This is a genomic window from Kitasatospora aureofaciens (genome assembly GCF_001188955.3).
Taxonomy (GTDB): domain Bacteria; phylum Actinomycetota; class Actinomycetes; order Streptomycetales; family Streptomycetaceae; genus Kitasatospora; species Kitasatospora aureofaciens.
The window spans coordinates 25,963-43,750 of record NZ_JPRF03000014.1 but is presented as its reverse complement, the minus strand read 5'-3'; the positions used below and the strand labels follow the sequence as shown (position 1 = coordinate 43,750).

Sequence of the window (17,788 nt, the reverse complement as noted above, 5' to 3'; positions counted from 1 at the left end):
CCGGGATGGCGGGGAGGTGGCCGCGGGGTGAAGGACCGGCCGGTCCGGACAGGAGGTCCGGGAACGGCCGTGAAGTCGAGCATACGGCCCCTGGTCCGGCCGGGCAGGAGCCGACGCGGGAGCGGCGCCGTCGGCGCCCCCGCGCGGAATTGCAGCCTGCTGCCGAGGAGGGTGTGCAGCCGGCAGCCCCATTGTCGTACGTCCGGGGCCGCCCGCGGGCCGGGTGACCGCATCGCGGGCACCCTGGCGGGCGTCCGGACGTACGACGTGGGGTGCGTCGTTGGGTACTACTGAGTACTACTGCCCGGTACTACGCGGGGCGCGTCGTGGCGGCGATGCGCTCGGCGCGCAGTGCGTCGTACCAGGTGGTGTCGGCCGGCGGCAGGGCGTTGACGTCCAGCGCCAGCCGGATCAGCATGTCGGCGACGGCGGGGTTGCGGGCCAGCACCGGGCCGTGCATGTAGGTGCCGAAGACGGTGTCCCGCCAGGCGCCCTCGGTGCCGTCGCCGGTGCCGTTGCCCCGGCCGACGGTGACGGTCGCGAACGGCTGGACGCCCTGGCCGAGGTGGGTGACGCCCTGGTGGTTCTCGAAGCCCGTCAGCTGCGGCAGGCCGAGTCGCGGGTCGATGTCGGCCAGCACGTCGCCGACGCAGCGGGCGCCCTCGCCGCGGGTGGTCCAGACGTCCAGCAGGCCCAGGCCCTGCTCGCGCTCGCCGAGGTCGTTGACGAACTCGTGGCCCATGATCTGGAAACCGGCGCAGACGCCGAAGATGATCGCGCCGTTCTCGGCGGCGCGCACCAGGCCGCTGTCGGCGCGCAGCCGCTCGGCGGCCAGCCGCTGCGGGCGGTCCTCGCCGCCGCCGATCAGGTAGATGTCCCCGCTGGTGGGGATCGCCTGGTCGGACCGGACGTCGATCCGGGTCACGTTGAGGTGGCGCTGGCGGGCCCGGCGCTCCACGACCAGGGCGTTGCCCCGGTCGCCGTAGGTGCTGAGCAGGTCCGGGTAGACCCAGACCACGCGCAGGCTGCTCTCACTCATCCTCGAAGGCCTTCCGTCACGAAAAGACTGGTGTGCGGGCGCGGCATCAGCCGGCCACGACCTTCCGCAGCTGCTGGAAGGCGGTGTAGTTGGCGATCGCCTCGATCCGGCCGGGCGGGGCCATCCGGACGGCCTGTTCCAGGGTGTCCACCACGTGGAACTGCAGCCCGGCGACCTCCAGGCGGACGGCCAGGTCCAGCTTGCGCTGGCCCATCACGAAGATCGGGTGCCCGGCGAGGCGCTCGTAGTCGACGTCCCACAGCCAGGAGGTGTCGGTGCCGTCGGCGTCGAGGGCGTTGACCGAGAGCAGGACCGGCGCCGGCGGGCCGTCGATCAGCGAGAAGGTCTCCAGCCAGCCGGCCGGGTTCTTCGCGAGCAGCAGTCGGATGTCCCGGCCCTGGTACTGGACCACGTCGTAGCGGCCGGCCACCGCGCTCACCGAGCGCATCCGCTCCAGCGCGACCTGTGGGGAGACGCCGAACACGGCGGCGACGGCGGCCGAGCTGGTGGCGTTGGCCAGGTTGGCCCGGCCGGGCAGCTGCAGCTGGATCGGCCAGGCGCCGCGCTGCGGGTCGATCACGTGGGTGCCCTGGAGCGCCCAGTGCGGGTTGGGGCGCCGGAAGCCGCACTCCTGGCAGAACCAGTCGTCGCCCGGGCGCTGCATCACACCGCCGCAGGCGGGGCAGGACCAGGCGTCCTCCTTCCAGGCCTGTCCGGCGGCCACCCAGACGACCTTCTTGCAGGAGGAGGCGGCCCAGGTCACCAGCGGGTCGTCGGCGTTGGCGATGACCACGGCCTCGGTGTCCTGCAGGCCCTCGCGCCACTTCTCCGCCATCATGCGGGTCTCGGCGGCGCGGTCGAGCTGGTCGCGGGAGAGGTTGAGCAGGGCGATCGCCTTGGGGTGGGTGTCGCGCGCGACCGTCGCCAGGTACTTCTCGTCGACCTCGATCACGCCGAAGCGGGCGTCCGTGCCACCGGCCAGCGCGGAGGTGATGCCGGCCGGCATGTTGGCGCCCAGGGCGTTGGAGACCACCGGGCCGGCGGCGCGCAGCGCCTCGGCGATCAGGCGGGTGGTGGTGGTCTTGCCGTTGGTGGCGCTGACCAGGACGACGTCGAGGTGGTCGGCGAGGGTGGCGAGCAGATCGGGGTCGAGCCTGAGGGCGACCTTGCCGCCGATCACCGAGCCGCTTCCGCGACCGGCCTTACGGGACACGGCGGCGGCGACCTTGCCGGCCGTGACCGCGATCTTGGCGCGGGCCGGCAGCGAGGCGTCGCGTGCGCCTGTGGGCTCCGATTCGGTGCCTGCCATGCTCAGTGGTTCCTCCTTGCTGCGGCACCGCCCGGTGGCCGGATAACGGGCCGTCGGGCGGCGGGGACGGGGTCAGCCTACCGACTCCGTCGCCCGACCGGACGAACCGGACCCCGCGCCGCCTGCTGCGACGCGGCCCCGGGGGCCGCTGACGGCCCGTCAAGGAGGGCGGTGTACGGAGGGACCTTCGTTTCCCCGGGGACGCTCCGCCGCCGGTCCCGGGTTCCCCGGGCATCCGGTGAGGATGTGGTGAAGAAAATGGTCAGCGCCCCGGCGCGGGTGCGGGCGCCGGGGCGGCAGCGGCTCCGGCGGCCAGGGTGGCGGTGATCACCAGGGTGCCGTCCTCGGCGCGGAAGTCCAGCGGCGCCGCCAGCCGGCGCATCGCGGCGATCAGCCCGGTGTTGGCGGCCTGGGTCACCGCGTACACCGTGCCGATCCCGGCCGTCCTGGCGGCCGCGGTCAGCCGCCGCAGCAGGGCCAGGCCCAGCCCGCGCCGCTGCCAGGCGTCCTCGACCAGCACGGCCAGCTCCGCCTCCTCGTCGTCCCACATCAGGTGCCCGAGTGCGAGGATCCGCCCGTCCGGGGCGGCCGCGACCAGGCTGCGGCCGTGCCGCGGGTCCAGCAGGTGGTCCAGGTAGCGGGCGGCGTCCCGGACCGGCCCGTGGTAGCGCAGCCGCAGCGCGGCGGGGGAGCAGCGGCCGTGCATCGCCAGGGCCGCCGCCTTGTCGGCCGGTCCGGCGGGGCGCAGCACCAGCCCGGTCCCGTCCGGCAGGGACAGCCGGGACACCGCCTCCCCGGCCCGGGCGGCCGGCACCGGGTGCGGACGGGTCGGCCGGGCCGGGGAGGCGGCGAGCCCGGGCAGCCGGGTGTCCTGGGCGCCGGGGACCGCGCACCTGTGCTTCGACCTGTGGAAGGGCCGGTGCCAGAGCCGTTCGAGGCGAGTGCGGGATGCCGTCATGGGGCCGACGCTACCGACGGCTCGCTTCCGTCCGGTTACGTGATCGTGAACGCACGAATGCCCGCAGGTGCGCGGGTGTCCCACCGGGACGCCCGCGGGCACGGGTCCGGACCGGTGCCTCATGCGGCCGGGACAACGGGCGGCCGACGGTGGTGGCGTGCCCGGCACCTGCGCGACCCGCCGGCCGCGCCGGCCCGTCCGGCACCGCGATCGTCACCTTCGGGGAGGCCTCGACGGCCCACGTCCTCCACACCTTCGGCAGCACCGGCCGCCTGGCCGGGGACCACTACGGGGTGCTGAAGCCGCACGGGGTGCTGGGCCGCGCCGCCGCCGTACGGGCGGTGGCGCGGATGGCGACCTGACGGGGCATTGACGACTTTTGACCGGACACACTCACGGATGGCCCAGGATCCGTGACCGCGGGGAGCCCCTTCGGATAGGGATGGCTCGGCTTCCCCACCGAACCCATCCCGATCCGAAGGGGCTCCCCGATGTCCGTGAAGAACTCCGCCCTCGCCGCGGCCTGTTGCGCCCTGCTATTGGCCGCGCCGCTCGCCCTCGCCCAGTCGGCCGCCGCCAACACCAGCATCAACAGCACCAGCAACACCGGCAACAACGGCCCCAAGACCCCGCAGGAGGCGGCCGCCTGCCGGAGCGTGGTCAACTCGCTGCTCGGCGGCTTCGGCGCCATGCTGGGCAACACGCTGTGCACGGTGCAGCCGGCGACCAAGGGCTGAGCGGAAAACCGACCGGACCGGCGGCGGGTGCTGGGGCGCCCGCCGCCGGTCCGTCGGCTTTGAATACCGGCGCGGACCATTCGCGTGCTGACGTGTCATCCGGCGATCTGTTGAACGCTTGTTTGCACGAATGGGATGACATGCCGGGCATGGAGAACCAGCAGCCGTCCGAGAGACCCACCGGCCTGCAGGCGATCTGGGCCAACACCCTGGAACCGGTGGCCCCGCTGCCCCGGTACCGCACGGTTCCCCGCAAGGCCTGGATCGCGGGCGGGGTGGTCGTCGCCCTGTTCGCGGCCCTGACCGTGGCCGCGGTGACCGGTGCCGGGGCCCCACCTTCGCACCGGATCGTCCTGGCGGACCGGATCGGCGACCAGGAGCGGACGCCGGACGACAAGGTGGTCACGACCGAACGCGCCCGCCTCCACCGGGCCCTGACCGCGTTGAGGCCCTACCGGGACGTGTCCGTGGCGGGCTACGGCCCCGCCGGCTCGGGCCGGAGGAGCCTGCTGGTGGCCGGGATGACGGGGAGCTTCCCGGACGCCCGCGGGGAACTGGACCGGCAGTTCGGCGCGGGCTGGGGCTCCGACGTCTCCCGCTGGCCCGACAACGAGCCCATCCGGGAGCGCCAGGACCACCCGGCCGGCCCGCTCGGCGGCGCGCTCGACTGCGCCGTCCTGGGCGATTCCGCCACCTCCCGGACCATCTGCATCTGGGCGGACGGCACGACCGTCGGCGCCGTCATCGACGGGACCGGCGAGACCCGCCCGGACGACCTGGCCAAGCGCGCACTGGAGATCCGCACGGCCGTCGAGGTCGAGGTCTGAGGCCCGTTCCGGTCAGGCGATCCGGGTCGGGGTGTCCTGGAGGGTGTGGCCGCTCGTGGTGAGGAGGGTGCTCAGGGCGGCGGGGGTGAGGGTGTGCGGGGTGCGGAGGAAGAGTTCGTCGGTGGTGGGGTGGGGGTGGAGCGAGAGCAGCGTGATCTGGTGGTCGGCGAGCGTGGTGTGGGTGTGCGCCAGCGCGGTGGTGCGCACCCGCCACAGGACGGTCGGGGGAGGGGCGTGCGGGGACCACCAGGCGTGCAGCAGGGCCGCGGTGAGCAGTGCGAGGGCGGAGGTGGCGAGGACGATCGGGCCGTCGGAACCGTGGAGGACGACCTTCGCGATCAGGTCGGCCGCGGTGACGGAGAGGAAGGCGGCGGCGAGCTCGACGGTGTCGCGGCGCCAGCGGCGGGCGCGGTGCAGGGAAGTCTTCGAGTGCTCCATGGCCTCCACCGTGCCCGACCGGTGTTTCCTGATCGCGAAGCGGCCGTGACCTGGTGGTAAAGGTCTGCGACGGTGTGTTACGGCAGCAGCGTCCGGGCGGCGGCCTTCACCTCGGCGAGCAGGAGGTGGAGGTCCTCCTCGGTGGTCGCGGCGTTCAGCAGGCAGGCGCGGAGCATCTCCTGCCCGCCGAACCGGGCGCCGGTGACGAAGACCCGGCCGCGCCGCTGGACGGCGACCGGCAGGTCGCGGTTGAGGGCGTTCAGCTCCGTCCCGTCCAGTCCGGTGGTCCGGTGGCGGAACGCGACGATGGAGGTCTGCACCTCGGCCAGCAGCTCCAACTCGTCGTCCGCCTCGACCAGTTCACCGAGCCGACGGGCGAGGGCGGTGCAGTGGGCGATGTCCCGGGCGAGGCCGGTGCGGCCGCGGTGGGCGATGGTGGCCCAGACCTTGAGGGCGCGGAACGGGCGGGTCTGCTCGGTGCCGTACTCGGAGAACCAGCCGAGCGCCCCGGCCGCCTCGTCGCGCAGGTAGGACGGGACGAGGCTGAAGGTGGCGCGCAGTTCGTCGGTGTCGCGCACCAGGGCGCAGCCGCAGTCGACCGGGACGCCGAGCCACTTGTGCGGGTCGAGGGCGAGCGAGTCGGCGCGCTCCAGGCCGGCGTAGCGGTGGGCGATCGCGGGGTCGAGGCGGCCGAAGGCGCCGTACGCGCCGTCCACGTGCAGCCACAGGCCCTGCTCCTCGCAGAGGTCGGCGATCGGGCCGAACTCGTCCACCGCGCCGGTGCCGACGGTGCCGGCCGAGGCGACCACCAGGAAGGGCAGCAGCCCGGCCGCGCGGTCGCGCTCGACGGCCGCCCCGAGCTCGACGGGGTCGAAGCGCCCGTCCGGCCCGGTGGCGACGGTGCGCAGGTGCCTGCTGCCGAGGCCGAGGAGCTCGGCGGCCTTGCGCACGCAGGAGTGGGTCTCGCCGGTGACGTAGCCGATCAGCGGCGGCAGCCCGGCCAGGCCCTCCTCGCGGACGTCGTGCCCGGCCCGGCGGGCGGCGCGGTTGCGGGCGGCGGCGAGGCACACGATGGTCGCCATCGAGGTGCCGGAGGTGAGCAGCCCGCCGCCGGGCGGATGCGGGAAGTCGACCAGTTCGGCTATCCAGCGGACGACGGCGCGTTCGAGGTGGATGTCGGCGTGGTCGCCACCGGCCGAGCTGGGGTTCATCGCGGCGGCGGCGAGGGTGGCGAGCACCCCGGCGGGCGCGGGGGCGGAGTTGACCCAGCCGAAGAAGCGGGGGCTGCCGTTGCCCATGGGGTGGGGGAGGACGTCCCGCTCGATGGCGGCCAGCAGTTCTCCGAGCGGGCGGCCCTCGGCGGGCAGCGGGGCGTCGAGCAGGGTCTTCCGGGCGGTGTCGCCCATCGGCTGCCAGACCGGGCGCGCGGGCAGTTCGGCGAGGTAGTCGGAGACCAGGTCGGCGGTGGCGCGGGCGGCGCTGCGGAAGTCCTCGGTGGTCATGGCGTGCTCCAGGGAGGCCGTGGTGGGACCGGGCCAGGCGCGGCGTCCTCGGCGCACCCTGATCAGGCGATGGTCGGGTGATCCTACGCAAACGGGCCCGCGCCGTGCGGCGCGGGCCCAGCAGGTGGGACGGGGACGACCGGTTCGCTGACCGGTCCCTCGACCGGTCCGGCGGTCAGTCCGGCGGTCAGTCCAGGGAGCGGGACAGTCCGCCCGCCGAACGGCAGTAGCCCTGCATCTCCTTGTTGGTGATCTTCGCGCAGAGCCGCCCGGCCGCGCCGCCGTCGGTGTAGTTGACCGTGTAGTAGCTGACCAGCCCCTCCGCGCAGGCCTTGCGCTGCCAGCCGTCGGCGGCGGTGGCGCACTGCTGGGCGGCCCAGTCCTCGCGGTCCAGGTTGTACTTCATGGTCCGGGAGCCGACGCCGCGGCTGCAGTCCGCGGCTCCGCCGCTGGCCTTGCCGTTGAGGCACCACTTGAGTGCCTCGGCGTAGACCTCGGGGTGGTTCGGGTAGTCGTGCGAGGACAGATAGAAGGTCGGGGCGTAGAAGAAGCAGGCCGACTGGAACAGCGACGGCTGGTCCTTGCACGGGTACAGCGGGTCCTGGGCGAGCTTGTCGGCGGGCAGGTTGGCCTTGGCCTGCTCGTCCTCCTCGTCCGGACCGAAGAGCTGCATGAACAGGCCCTCGGAGCAGCGGATCCGGTTCTGGTCGGAGGTGAACTTGTTGCACAGGTCGCGGGCCTTGGCGACGTCCTGCTTGGCGACGAACATCGTGCCGTGGCCGACGCCGTGGATGCAGGGGCCGGTGTTCTGGGGGGCGCACAGCTTGAGCAGGTCCACCTCCGGCTGGGTGGAGGCGTTGAGCATCTCCTCGACCGCGCCGTGCAGGTAGCCGGCCGCGCAGGTCTCGTGCGGGAAGGAGATGACCTTCTGGAAGTCCTCGTGGTAGCGCTTGACCGCCGCGTGGCCGAGCTCGTGCGCGATCGGGTGGCAGAAGCGCACGGTGTACGGCTTCTCCTTGGTGATCTTGTCGAGGTCGGCGAGGGCGACGCCCGGGTCGGTGGCGTCCATCTCGGCCATCATCTTGTTGCGCAGCGTCGAGCGGGTCCACACCGCCGGGTCGCCGGTCGGGGTGGCGCTCGCCCCGCCGACCGCGGCCGGCCGGGCGCCCGCACCGCCTCCCGGCGCGGTCGTGGCGGCCGGGGACGTGGCTGCCGCGGGCGACCAGTCGGTCACGGCCACCGAGCCCAGGCCCAGGACGCCCAGGAGCAGGGCGGTGAGAATCGCGAAGAATCGCGGCTGCATGACGGGATCCCCCGGCGGATCGAGGTGAACGGTTCGCTCCCATCCTGACGGCACGGGGGCGGGAGTCCGCGTTTTCGCCCGCCATTCGGGAGGTGTCGGCGACGCTACCGCATCGCTCGTGCAGCCCGACGCGCAGGGACCGTTCCGGGTGATCATGCGTCAGCGGCGGTACGGGTGACCAACCGCCCGCCGGGAGCCACGGTGCCGCCCGCTCACCCGAACGGCTCAGCGGCCCGCCCGAGGGGGCCGCCGCACCGTCCGGGCGGGCGTCAGAGCTCCAGGGTCACCGGGTACTCCGTCAGCCAGGCGTCGAGGTCCAGCGCGAGGTCGACGGCCAGTCGCACGGACTGGGGGTCGGTGTCGGGGGCGAGCGCGTCGGCGAGGCGCCGCCGGTCGAGCAGGTCGAGGGCCGGGGACTTCCGCCCGGCGGCCAGCCGGGCGAGCTCGGTGCGCAGTTGCGCCGGGTAGCGCGGGTCCATCGACACCGGGTACGGGCTCTTCGCCCGGTCGGCGACCTCGGCCGGCAGCACGTCCCGGACGGCGGCGCGCAGCAGGCTCTTCTCCCGGCCGTCGAAGGATTTCATCGCCCACGGCGTGTTGAAGACGTACTGGACCAGCCGGTGGTCGCAGAACGGCACCCGCACCTCCAGGCCGTTGGCCATGCTCATCCGGTCCTTGCGGTCGAGCAGGATGCAGACGAAGCGGGTCAGGTTGAGGTACGAGATCTCGCGCATCCGCCGCTCGAGCGGGTCGGCGCCGTCCAGGTGCGGGACCTCGGCGAGCGCCTCGCGGTAGCGGGCCCGGCGGTAGCCCTCCAGGTCGAGCTTGCGGAGCAGGTCGGCGTCGAGCAGCCGCTCGCGCGGGGCGGAGCCGGTGCCGGCGATGGCGGCGACGCTGGCGGCCCACGGGAAGTCGTCGGTGGCCACGGCCTCCGGGTCGTGGAACCAGCGGTAGCCGCCGAAGAGTTCGTCCGCGGACTCGCCGGACAGCGCGACGGTGGAGTGGCGGCGCACGTCCCGGAAGAGCAGCAGCAGCGAGACGTCCATGTCGCCGACGCCGTTCGGCAGGTCGCGGGCGCGCACGGTCGCGGAGCGCAGGGCCGGGTCGGCGAGCTCGGCGGCGTCCAGCTCGATCACGCTGTGGTCGGCGCCGACGTGGTCGGCGAGCAGCCGGGCGAACGGGCCGTCCTGGGACTGCCGGACCGGGTCGGCGTGGAAGTCCTGCGGTCGCCCCGCGAAGTCCACCGCGAAGGAGCGCACCGGGCCGGCGCCGGCGGCGGCCAGCGTCCTGGCGGCGAGGGCGGTGACGGCGCTGGAGTCCAGGCCGCCGGAGAGCAGCGAGCAGAGCGGCACGTCCGACTCCAGCTGGCGGTGGACGATGTCGTCCAGCAGCGCCCGGACGGTGGCGATCGTCGCCTCCAGGCTGTCGGCGTGCTCACGCGCCTCCAGGGCCCAGTAGCGGCGCACCGAGACGCCGCCGCGGCGCACCCGCACCACGTGCCCGGGCCGGACCTCCAGGACGTCCCGGTACGGGGTGAGGCCGGGGGTGCGGGTGTGGGCGAGCAGCTCGCGCAGCCCGTCCAGGTCGACCACGGCGCGGACCCAGGGGTGGGCCAGGACCGCCTTCATCTCTGAGCCGAACACCACGCCGTCGGGGGTGGGGTGGTAGTAGAGCGGCTTGACGCCCATCCGGTCGCGGACCAGCAGCAGCTCCTCGCGCCGGGAGTCCCAGACCGCGAGGGCGAACATGCCGTTCAGCCGTTCGGCCAGGCGCTCGCCCCACTCCAGGTAGGCGCGCAGCACGACCTCGGTGTCGCTGCGGGTGCGGAACCGGTGCCCGGCCGCCTCCAGTTCCGCACGCAGCTCGCGGTGGTTGTACACCTCGCCGCTGTAGCTGAGCACGGCCAGCGGGCGGCCGTCGTGGTCGACGGTCATCGGCTGGACGCCGCCCTCGATGTCGATCACCGCGAGGCGGCGGTGGCCGAGCGCGGCGTGCGGCTCCAGGTGGACGCCGCCGGCGTCGGGGCCGCGGCAGACCTGGGTGGCCGTCATGGCGTCGAGGACGTTCCGTTCGGCGGTCAGGTCGCGGTCGTAGGCGATCCATCCGGTGATCCCGCACATCAGCAAGCCCTCCGGTCTTCGGCGGTGTGCCGGAGATCACGCTAAGGGCGGAGTCGGCGCGGCATCAAGAGACCGTCGGGAAGGTGGCAGGAGGGGGTCCGAGGGGTTACCTGGACCGAAAGTCGCGAAGTCTGCCCGATTCCGGGCAAGATCTTTGGCTTCGAGGAGTGACGCGGCCTAGAGTCTTCACTCGTGCCGAGCTCACCCCACCCTCACGAAGACCTCCTCGCCCACCTCGCCCGGACCAGCCCGCTCGGGCCCCGGGAGGCGGCGAGGGTCGTGGCGGAGGTGCTGGCGTACTTCTCCGAGACCACCGAGGAGTACGTCCGTCGCCGCCACGGCGAGCTGCAGGCACGAGGCCTCACCAACGAACGGATCTTCGCCCGGCTCGCCGAGGAACTGCCCGCCCGCCGCGTCGCGGCGCCGGAACTCTCGGCCCGCCAGCTGCGCCGGATCGTGTACGGCTGAGCCCGGTTTCGGCTGAGTGCAGTGAGGGCTGAGCGCGACAGCCGGGCCCGGCAGCCGGCCCGGTCGCGGCTGAGCCCGGTCCATCCCCTATCTCTGGAGGAGTCCACGTATGTGCGGAATCGTGGCCTACATCGGCCCCAAGGACGCGACCCCCTTCCTGCTGGAGGGGCTGGCCCGGCTGGAGTACCGCGGCTACGACTCGGCCGGCGTCGCCGTCGCCGGGCGCACCGGCGGGCTGAAGCTCCGCAAGGTCAAGGGCCGGGTCGCCGACCTCGCCGCCGCCGTACCGGCCCGCTTCAAGGGCGGCACCGGCATCGGCCACACCCGCTGGGCCACCCACGGCGTCCCCAGCGACGCCAACGCCCACCCGCACCTGGACAACGCCGAGCGGATCGCCGTCGTCCACAACGGCATCATCGAGAACGCCGACGAGCTGCGCGTCAAGCTGACCGCCGACGGCGCCGTGTTCCGCTCCGAGACCGACACCGAGGTGCTCTCCCACCTGATCGCCGCCCACGCCGCCGAGGGCGTCGAGCTGGAGGACGCCGTGCGCGCCGCACTCGGCCGGGTCGTCGGCACCTACGGCATCGCAGTGCTGGACTCCGAGCAGCCGGACCGGATCGTGGTCGCCCGCAACGGCAGCCCGATCGTCCTCGGCATCGGCGAGAAGGAGATGTTCGCCGCCTCCGACGTCTCCGCGCTGGTCCGCTACACCCGCCAGGTCGTGCACCTGGAGGACGGCGAGCTCGCCACCGTCCGGGCCGACGGCTTCCGCACCTTCACCGCCGACGCCCGCACCACCCACCGTCAGCCGTCCACCGTCGACTGGGAGATCGACTCCTTCGACACCGGCGGCTACGAGCACTACCTGCTCAAGGAGATCCACGAGCAGCCCGGCTCGGTCGAGCGCACCCTCAGCGGCCGGCTCGACGAGCGCTTCAGCACCGCCCACCTCGGCGGCCTCAACCTGGACGCCCGGGAACTGCGCGAGATCCGCCGGGTGAAGATCCTCGGCTGCGGATCCGCCTACTACGCGGGCGAGATGGGCGCCCAGCTGATCGAGGAGCTGGCCCGGATCCCCGCGCACAGCGAGCCCGCCTCGGAGTTCCGCTACCGCAACCCGGTGATCGAGGCCGACACCCTGTACGTCGCGGTCAGCCAGTCCGGCGAGACCTACGACACGCTCGCCGCCGTCCAGGAGATCAAGCGCAAGGGCGGCCGGGTGCTCGGCGTCGTCAACACCGTGGGCAGCGCGATCGCCCGGGAGTGCGACGGCGGCATCTACCTGCACGCCGGGCCCGAGGTCTCCGTCGCCTCCACCAAGGCGTTCACCTCCACCGTGGTCGCCTTCGCCCTGCTCGCCCTGCACTTCGGCCGCATCCACGACCTCTCGCCCGCCGACGGCCGCCGGATCGTCGCCGCCCTCCAGGCGCTGCCCGACCAGATCCGCGAGGTGCTCGACCAGAGCGAGGCGATCGCGAAGCTGGCCGCCGAGTACGCCGACTCCACCGGCATGATGTTCATCGGCCGGGTCCGCGGCTACCCGGTGGCCCGGGAGGGCGCGCAGAAGCTCAAGGAGATCTCCTACGTCCACGCCGAGGCCTACCCGGCGAGCGAGCTCAAGCACGGCCCGCTGGCCCTGATCAGCCCCGAACTGCCTACCGTGGCCCTGGTCCCGGACGACGAGCTGCTCGACAAGAACCTCACCACCCTCGGCGAGATCAAGGCCCGCTCCGGCCGCGTCATCGCCGTCGCCCACCGGCGTCCGGAGGACAAGCTCGTCGACGACTGCATCCTGGTGCCCAAGAGCGAGCCCGAACTCGACCCGCTGCTCCTCAACATCCCGCTCCAGCTGCTCGCCTACCACGCCGCGGTCGCCCTCGGCCGGGACGTGGACAAGCCGCGGAACCTGGCGAAGAGCGTGACGGTGGAGTAAGTCCGTTTCTTTGCAAGGCCGTTTCGGCCCGGTCGCGACGTTCTCGACCGGGCCTTCCGGCTGTCAGAAGACCGAGCAGCCCGAGAGGGTGGTGAGGGTGTCCAGGGCGGTCACGGCGGCGACGGAGTTGCCGGCCTGGTCGAGGCGGGGGCCCCAGGCGCAGATTGCGGCGCGGCCGGGGAGTATGGCCAGGACGCCGCCGCCGACGCCGCTCTTGCCGGGCAGGCCGACCCGGAAGGCGAACTCGCCGGCGGCGTCGTAGGTGCCGCAGGTGAGCAGGACGGCGTTGATCCGCTTGGCCTCGCTGCGGGTCATCAGGCGGGTGCCGTCGGTCCGCACGCCGTAGCGGGCGAGGAAGGCACCGGCCAGCACGAGGTCGCGGCAGCTGGTGGCGATGGCGCAGTGGGCGTAGTAGTGCTCCAGCACGGTCTCGACCGGGTTCTGCAGGTTGCCGTGGCTGGCGATGAAGTGGGCCAGCGCGGCGTTGCGGTGGCCGTGTGCCGCCTCGGAGGCGGCGACCACCGGGTCGGTGTCCAGCAGCGGGTTGCCGGACTCGCGGCGCAGGAACTCCCGTACCGCGCCGGAGGCGTCGCCGGTCAGCGACTGGAGGCGGTCGGTGACCACCAGGGCGCCCGCGTTGATGAAGGGGTTGCGGGGGATGCCGTGCTCGGTCTCCAACTGCACCAGCGAGTTGAAGGGGTTGCCGGAGGGCTCGCGGCCCACGCCCCGCCAGAGCTCCTCGCCGCCGTCGCTGCTGTAGGCCAGGGCGAGGGCGAGCGAGAAGAGCTTGGAGACGCTCTGGACGGAGAACGGCTGCTCCCAGTCCCCGACGCCGTACAGCTCGCCGTCGACGGTGGCCACGGCCATGCCGAAGGCCTCCGGGTCGGCCTCGGCGAGGGCCGGGATGTAGTCGGCGACGTGGCCCCGGCCCGTGGTCGCCCGGGCGGCAGCCTCGGCGGCCTCCAGCAGGACCGGGTAGTCCAGGTTCTCCACCTCGTTCAAGGTTCTTCACTCCACGCGCGGACGGACGGGTACGGACACGATCGGGACGGGGGCCGTCGTTCGGCGACACCCGGTCCGACCAGTGATTATCCGTGCTCCGGAGAAGTGCTCCCGCCCGGGCGCCCGCACCGGCCCGGCCTACGGTGCGTTGCTCGGTGCCTGGACGGGCGGGCCGGTGAGCAGGGTGCCGGCGTCCGAGTAGGGCCAGCCGTTGGGAACGCAGCCGTGCAGGCCTTTGATCTGCTGCATCATCACCGGCGCCGGCGCGCCCGGGCCCGGGCAGTCGACGTGGCCGTTGCCGAGGATGTGGCCGACCTCGTGGTTGACCGCGAGCGCGTGGTACAGCTCGGGCCTGCCCTGGTAGAACTCGGACAGCTCCGTCCACCGCTCGAGGTTGATCACCACCTGGTGCTGGACGCCGCAGTTGACCCAGCCACCGGTGTCCAGCCCGTACTGGCCGCAGATCCGGTCGGTGGACGAGGGGGACGCCAGGTAGACCGTGAAGTCCACTGGGTCGGCGGGCATCCGCTGGAAGGACGCGGTGTTCCCCGCCGCCCAGCCGCGCCGGGTGTCGCCGAGGATCGCGTCCACCTCGGCGGCGAACTGCTCGGGGCTCTCCCGGATGCCGTCCTCCACCCGCACCTTGTAGCGGTAGAGGTGCTCCCCGGTGCCGAAGCGGGCGGAACCGCCGGGCGCGGTGGTGAAGGCCAGCGGCGCGGGTTCGTCGTGCCAGGGCTGCCACCAGAGCAGTCCGGCGGTCACCGTCGCGACCAGCGCCAGGGCGAGGGCGCCGTGCCAGGGCTTCCAACGCTTCATGGTGGGAGAACAGCTCCTGCGATGGGGCGAAAGGGTTCGTCAGGAGGAACGGGCAGGTGGGCGGGGGCGGTTCAGGCGGGGTGAGTGCGGTGGCTGGTGCGGTGGCGAGTGCGGGCGGACAACCCCGTGCACCTCGGACCGGCCCTGCCCCGGTTCGGCAGCCCCCGACGGCCTCCGTCGGGCGCGCGGCCCGGCTGGTTCCCGGAACCACTCGATGGTGCCCTTCCGGCGGCGTGTCCCTGGGCGCGGCGGCCGGATTCCGCTGTGGTGGTGCAGGTCGGCCCGCAGACCACCCCGGCGCGACGGTCGTCCGGGCCCTGCCGATCATCCCTGACACGCCATTGGAGGCACCGCCATGTCCATCACCACCGTCCTCGCCGTCGACGGCATGAGCTGCGGCCACTGCGAGCGCACCGTCAGCGCCGGGCTGGCCGCCATCCCCGGCGTCATCGACGTCGTCGCGGATGCGCCGAGCGGCCGGGTCACTGTCGCCTCCGCCGGGCCGCTGGAGACGGCGGCGGTGCGCAGCGCGGTGGACGGGGCCGGGTTCACCCTCGTCGGCGAGGCCTGAACCCGGATCGTGGTGGGGGCTGCCCGGCCGGGCGCGGCAGGCAGCCCCCGCTCGGCTCAGCCCATGCTCTTCGCGCCGTCCAGGGCCTCGCGGATGATGTCGGCGTGGCCCGCGTGCTGGGCCGTCTCGGCGACGATGTGCAGCAGCACCCGGCGGGCCGACCACTCGGCGTCCGCCTCGAACCAGGGGGCCTTCGGCAGCGCCTGGGTCGCGTTCAGGTCGGGCAGCGTGGCCACCAGCTCGTCGGTGCGGCGGGCGACCTCGGCGTACTCGGCGAGGACACCGGCCAGCGTCTCGCCGGGCAGCATCCGGAACTCGTCGGCCCGGCGGGCGAAGTCGGCCTCCGTCATGGCGGAGAAGTCGGGCATCGCGGACGCGCCCTCCACGATGAAGTCCGCCCACAACCGCTCGACCGAGCTCACGTGCTTGACCAGGCCGCCCAGACACAGCTCGCTCGCGGTGGTCCGCAGGCCCGCCTGCTCGTCGGTGAGGTCGCGGGTGGTGAAACGAAGGAAGTGCCGCTGCTTCTCCAGCGCCACCAGGAGGTCGGCCCGCTCGCCGGTGACAGGGGTGGCGGCGGGGGTGGTGGGGGTTGCGGGGGTGGTGGTCATGGCTCTGGCCTTCCGTTCGGTTCCTGCTCTCTCGGACAAGAACAACGTTACGGACCATTGCGGCCACTTCCTGTCCTGAATTCAGGACAGAATCGGGACATGGCGAACACCAGCACCCGAACGCTGCGACTGCTCTCCCTGCTCCAGACCCACCGCTACTGGCCCGGCGAGGAACTCGCCGACCGGCTCGGCGTCTCCGTCCGGACCCTGCGTCGCGACGTCGACCGGCTGCGCGAACTCGGCTACCCCGTCGAGGCCCAGCGCGGGGTCGACGGCGGCTACCAGCTGGCGGCGGGGGCCGCACTGCCGCCGCTGGTCATCGACGACGAGGAGGCGGTCGCCCTCGCGGTGGGGCTCCAGGCGGCCGCCGAAAGCCCGGTCGAGGGCGTCGCCGAGGCCTCGGTACGGGTACTGGCGAAGGTCGTGCAGGTGATGCCCGCCCGGCTGCGCCGCCGGGTCGAGGCGCTGCGCGCGGTCACCGTCCCCGTCGACTGGGGCGCCTCCGCCGGCTCCGGCGTCGACCCCGACGCCCTCACGGCCGTCGCCCTCGCCTGCCGCGACAGCGAACGGCTCCGCTTCTCGTACACCGCCGCCACGGCGAACCGCAGCGACCGGCACGTCGAACCGCACCGGCTGGTCTGCCTCGGTCGGCGCTGGTACCTGGTCGCGTACGACCTCGACCGCGGCGACTGGCGCACCTTCCGCCTCGACCGCCTCACCGCCGCCGAGGGAACCGGCGCCCGCTTCGCCCCGCGCACCCTCCCGGCCGCCGACGCCGCCGAGTACGTCCGCGCGGGCCTCAACGCCACGCCCCGGTCGAACCGCGTCGAGGCCCTGGTCGAAGCCCCGGCCGACCACGTCCGCGCCCACGTCGGCCGCTGGGGCGAGGTCGAGGAGGTCGACGCCACCCGCTGCCGCCTCCGAATGACCGCCGACTCCCTGGACTGGCCCGCCATGGCCCTCGGCTCCCTGGCCGCCGACTTCCAGATCATCCACCCACCCGAACTCCGCACCCTCATCGCCGACTGGTCAACCCGCTTCGCCCGCGCGGTCGAGCGGCCGGCGGAGTAGGAAGTCGGCCCGGCCGACTTTCCGCGCGGCGCCGTCGCGGGGCCGGTTCGTCGTTGGTGGTGGTCATGGCATCGGGGGCCTGCGGGTGTCGCCGTACCGGGCGCGGTCGATGCGGAAGGGGCCGGAGAACGTGCGGGCCGTCGCCCGGGGGATCAACCTGCCGATCGACGAGGGTCTCGCGGTCCCACCGCCCGTGCCCCGGGGCCGCCCGGGTCCGTTGGTCTCCGCCTGAAATTCGCTTGGCGGGAGGGGGAGGTCGGGCGACCATGGCAGGATGCCCGACCTGCTTGAGCGCGTGAGCGCCTTCCGTGCCTCCTTCGCCCGCCGCGACGCGGGAGAGATCGTCGAACTGCCCGAGTACCCCGGGGTCTTCGCGGTCCGGAATGCGGACTACGTCCTCTCCCATGAGCACAACCAGCTGATCGTCACCGGGCCGGGCACCGATCCGGCGGCGCTGCCCGGTCTGGCGGCCCGCTGGCTCGGGCAGCGCAGGCAGTACGCGATCACCGTGCTGGACGAGGAGTGGGGGGAGCGGGCCACGCCGGTGCTGGCGGAGGCCGGGTACGAGCGGGGCACCGCTGTGGTCATGGTCCGGGACACGGCGGGCTGTGAGTTGCCCGAACCGGCCGCTCTGCCCACGGAGTTCGCCGATCTGCGGGAGGCCGTGCTGCGGCAGCAGTCGGAGTGGTACGAGGGCGAGGAGCTGATCCGGCAGCTCACCGATCGCCGGCCGACCCGGCTCCGAGGCGCCGAGCAGGTGCACTTCCTGGCCGCCCGGTCGGCGGACGGCGGGGTCGCGGCCTGGGTCGATCTCTACCTCGAACCGGCTGCCGGGCTGGCCCAGGTGGAGGACCTGGTCACCGCCGCTCCGCACCGCCGCGCGGGCCACGGAGACACCCTGCTCGGCAGCGGCCTGGCGCTGGCGGCAGCTGCCGGGATCCCGCAGCTCTTCCTCCTCGCGGACGCGGACGGCTGGCCGCGCGAGTGGTACGCGCGCCGGGGCTTCACCGGGATCGGGCGCAGCCACTCCTTCCACACGAACTGACCGGGGACCCGGCGCGGGTACGGGCGAACGCGCTG

18 protein-coding genes are annotated in these 17,788 nt (G+C 73.4%); 8 read left to right on the top strand and 10 right to left on the bottom strand.

The window, feature by feature from the left end; translation table 11 throughout:
* Positions 1-310 precede the first annotated feature (310 nt).
* The 3 genes from HS99_RS07240 to HS99_RS46360 all read right to left on the bottom strand — a co-directional run bounded on the left by HS99_RS07240 (position 311) and on the right by HS99_RS46360 (position 3,306).
* Positions 311-1,039 carry a type 1 glutamine amidotransferase gene (locus tag HS99_RS07240; RefSeq protein WP_030283205.1) on the bottom strand — a complete coding sequence of 243 codons (729 nt, stop codon included), beginning with the start codon at positions 1,037-1,039 and terminating at the stop codon, positions 311-313.
* A gap of 46 nt (positions 1,040-1,085) precedes the next feature.
* Positions 1,086-2,348 (bottom strand): MurT ligase domain-containing protein, encoded by a 1,263-nt coding sequence (locus tag HS99_RS07235; RefSeq protein ID WP_030283208.1) that lies wholly within the window; start codon positions 2,346-2,348, stop codon positions 1,086-1,088.
* A 262-nt stretch (positions 2,349-2,610) separates the two neighbouring features.
* The gene (locus HS99_RS46360) at positions 2,611-3,306 is read right to left on the bottom strand and encodes a GNAT family N-acetyltransferase (RefSeq protein WP_030283210.1); all 696 of its coding nucleotides are present in this window, start codon (positions 3,304-3,306) and stop codon (positions 2,611-2,613) included.
* 149 nt (positions 3,307-3,455) lie between these two features.
* Here HS99_RS46360 and HS99_RS07225 point away from each other — a divergent pair, with 149 nt between their 5' ends.
* The 3 genes from HS99_RS07225 to HS99_RS07215 all read left to right on the top strand — a co-directional run bounded on the left by HS99_RS07225 (position 3,456) and on the right by HS99_RS07215 (position 4,870).
* A complete protein-coding gene (locus HS99_RS07225) occupies positions 3,456-3,668 on the top strand; it encodes a hypothetical protein (RefSeq protein ID WP_030283211.1) in 213 nt (70 codons plus the stop codon).
* Between the two features lie 129 nt (positions 3,669-3,797).
* Complete coding sequence (locus HS99_RS07220) at positions 3,798-4,043, top strand: hypothetical protein (RefSeq protein WP_030554467.1); 246 nt, start codon at positions 3,798-3,800, stop codon at positions 4,041-4,043.
* Between the two features lie 149 nt (positions 4,044-4,192).
* Positions 4,193-4,870 (top strand): hypothetical protein, encoded by a 678-nt coding sequence (locus HS99_RS07215; RefSeq protein ID WP_141763677.1) that lies wholly within the window; start codon positions 4,193-4,195, stop codon positions 4,868-4,870.
* Positions 4,871-4,882: 12 nt separating this feature from the next.
* Here the strand turns inward: HS99_RS07215 and HS99_RS07210 are convergent, their stop codons facing one another.
* The 4 genes from HS99_RS07210 to asnB all read right to left on the bottom strand — a co-directional run bounded on the left by HS99_RS07210 (position 4,883) and on the right by asnB (position 10,233).
* The gene (locus tag HS99_RS07210; protein ID WP_030554464.1) at positions 4,883-5,308 is read right to left on the bottom strand and encodes a hypothetical protein; all 426 of its coding nucleotides are present in this window, start codon (positions 5,306-5,308) and stop codon (positions 4,883-4,885) included.
* Between the two features lie 77 nt (positions 5,309-5,385).
* Entirely contained in the window at positions 5,386-6,810 is a 1,425-nt protein-coding gene (locus tag HS99_RS07205) for a pyridoxal phosphate-dependent decarboxylase family protein (protein ID WP_046386119.1), read from the bottom strand.
* 187 nt (positions 6,811-6,997) lie between these two features.
* Positions 6,998-8,113, bottom strand: a complete 1,116-nt coding sequence (locus HS99_RS07200) for a hypothetical protein (protein WP_030283219.1) — start codon at positions 8,111-8,113, stop codon at positions 6,998-7,000.
* Between the two features lie 269 nt (positions 8,114-8,382).
* The gene (gene asnB, locus HS99_RS07195; RefSeq protein ID WP_030554462.1) at positions 8,383-10,233 is read right to left on the bottom strand and encodes an asparagine synthase (glutamine-hydrolyzing); all 1,851 of its coding nucleotides are present in this window, start codon (positions 10,231-10,233) and stop codon (positions 8,383-8,385) included.
* Between the two features lie 192 nt (positions 10,234-10,425).
* On the opposite strand from asnB, the gene HS99_RS07190 reads away from it, so the two are divergent.
* Positions 10,426-10,701, top strand: coding sequence for a hypothetical protein (locus tag HS99_RS07190; protein ID WP_030283224.1), 276 nt, complete (start codon positions 10,426-10,428; stop codon positions 10,699-10,701).
* A 109-nt stretch (positions 10,702-10,810) separates the two neighbouring features.
* Positions 10,811-12,637, top strand: a complete 1,827-nt coding sequence (gene glmS, locus HS99_RS07185; RefSeq protein ID WP_030283226.1) for a glutamine--fructose-6-phosphate transaminase (isomerizing) — start codon at positions 10,811-10,813, stop codon at positions 12,635-12,637.
* Between the two features lie 63 nt (positions 12,638-12,700).
* Here glmS and HS99_RS07180 read toward each other — a convergent pair whose 3' ends face one another.
* Both HS99_RS07180 and HS99_RS07175 read right to left on the bottom strand, forming a co-directional pair.
* Positions 12,701-13,621 (bottom strand): glutaminase, encoded by a 921-nt coding sequence (locus HS99_RS07180; protein ID WP_030283228.1) that lies wholly within the window; start codon positions 13,619-13,621, stop codon positions 12,701-12,703.
* Positions 13,622-13,777: 156 nt separating this feature from the next.
* On the bottom strand, positions 13,778-14,455 hold the full coding sequence (locus HS99_RS07175) for a DUF3152 domain-containing protein (RefSeq protein WP_050366393.1): 678 nt from the start codon (positions 14,453-14,455) through the stop codon (positions 13,778-13,780).
* 355 nt (positions 14,456-14,810) lie between these two features.
* Here HS99_RS07175 and HS99_RS07170 point away from each other — a divergent pair, with 355 nt between their 5' ends.
* The gene (locus tag HS99_RS07170) at positions 14,811-15,026 is read left to right on the top strand and encodes a heavy-metal-associated domain-containing protein (RefSeq protein ID WP_030283232.1); all 216 of its coding nucleotides are present in this window, start codon (positions 14,811-14,813) and stop codon (positions 15,024-15,026) included.
* Between the two features lie 56 nt (positions 15,027-15,082).
* Here the strand turns inward: HS99_RS07170 and HS99_RS07165 are convergent, their stop codons facing one another.
* Positions 15,083-15,637, bottom strand: coding sequence for a DinB family protein (locus tag HS99_RS07165; protein WP_030554457.1), 555 nt, complete (start codon positions 15,635-15,637; stop codon positions 15,083-15,085).
* 99 nt (positions 15,638-15,736) lie between these two features.
* Here HS99_RS07165 and HS99_RS07160 point away from each other — a divergent pair, with 99 nt between their 5' ends.
* Both HS99_RS07160 and HS99_RS07155 read left to right on the top strand, forming a co-directional pair.
* Entirely contained in the window at positions 15,737-16,708 is a 972-nt protein-coding gene (locus HS99_RS07160) for a helix-turn-helix transcriptional regulator (RefSeq protein ID WP_030554455.1), read from the top strand.
* Between the two features lie 274 nt (positions 16,709-16,982).
* Positions 16,983-17,753, top strand: a complete 771-nt coding sequence (locus HS99_RS07155) for a GNAT family N-acetyltransferase (RefSeq protein WP_030554452.1) — start codon at positions 16,983-16,985, stop codon at positions 17,751-17,753.
* Positions 17,754-17,788: the final 35 nt, after the last annotated feature.

What these genes read in the sequence shown, in the direction of transcription:
- HS99_RS07200 (WP_030283219.1), bottom strand. Translation starts at nt 8,113, where the DNA reads ATGCAGCCGCGATTCTTCGCGATTCTCACCGCCCTGCTCCTGGGCGTC.
- HS99_RS46360 (WP_030283210.1), bottom strand. Translation starts at nt 3,306, where the DNA reads ATGACGGCATCCCGCACTCGCCTCGAACGGCTCTGGCACCGGCCCTTC.
- HS99_RS07210 (WP_030554464.1), bottom strand. Translation starts at nt 5,308, where the DNA reads ATGGAGCACTCGAAGACTTCCCTGCACCGCGCCCGCCGCTGGCGCCGC.
- asnB (WP_030554462.1), bottom strand. Translation starts at nt 10,233, where the DNA reads ATGTGCGGGATCACCGGATGGATCGCCTACGACCGCGACCTGACCGCC.
- HS99_RS07170 (WP_030283232.1), top strand. Translation starts at nt 14,811, where the DNA reads ATGTCCATCACCACCGTCCTCGCCGTCGACGGCATGAGCTGCGGCCAC.
- HS99_RS07240 (WP_030283205.1), bottom strand. Translation starts at nt 1,039, where the DNA reads ATGAGTGAGAGCAGCCTGCGCGTGGTCTGGGTCTACCCGGACCTGCTC.
- HS99_RS07155 (WP_030554452.1), top strand. Translation starts at nt 16,983, where the DNA reads ATGCCCGACCTGCTTGAGCGCGTGAGCGCCTTCCGTGCCTCCTTCGCC.
- HS99_RS07215 (WP_141763677.1), top strand. Translation starts at nt 4,193, where the DNA reads ATGGAGAACCAGCAGCCGTCCGAGAGACCCACCGGCCTGCAGGCGATC.
- HS99_RS07165 (WP_030554457.1), bottom strand. Translation starts at nt 15,637, where the DNA reads ATGACCACCACCCCCGCAACCCCCACCACCCCCGCCGCCACCCCTGTC.
- HS99_RS07160 (WP_030554455.1), top strand. Translation starts at nt 15,737, where the DNA reads ATGGCGAACACCAGCACCCGAACGCTGCGACTGCTCTCCCTGCTCCAG.
- HS99_RS07235 (WP_030283208.1), bottom strand. Translation starts at nt 2,348, where the DNA reads ATGGCAGGCACCGAATCGGAGCCCACAGGCGCACGCGACGCCTCGCTG.
- HS99_RS07175 (WP_050366393.1), bottom strand. Translation starts at nt 14,455, where the DNA reads ATGAAGCGTTGGAAGCCCTGGCACGGCGCCCTCGCCCTGGCGCTGGTC.
- HS99_RS07220 (WP_030554467.1), top strand. Translation starts at nt 3,798, where the DNA reads ATGTCCGTGAAGAACTCCGCCCTCGCCGCGGCCTGTTGCGCCCTGCTA.
- HS99_RS07205 (WP_046386119.1), bottom strand. Translation starts at nt 6,810, where the DNA reads ATGACCACCGAGGACTTCCGCAGCGCCGCCCGCGCCACCGCCGACCTG.
- glmS (WP_030283226.1), top strand. Translation starts at nt 10,811, where the DNA reads ATGTGCGGAATCGTGGCCTACATCGGCCCCAAGGACGCGACCCCCTTC.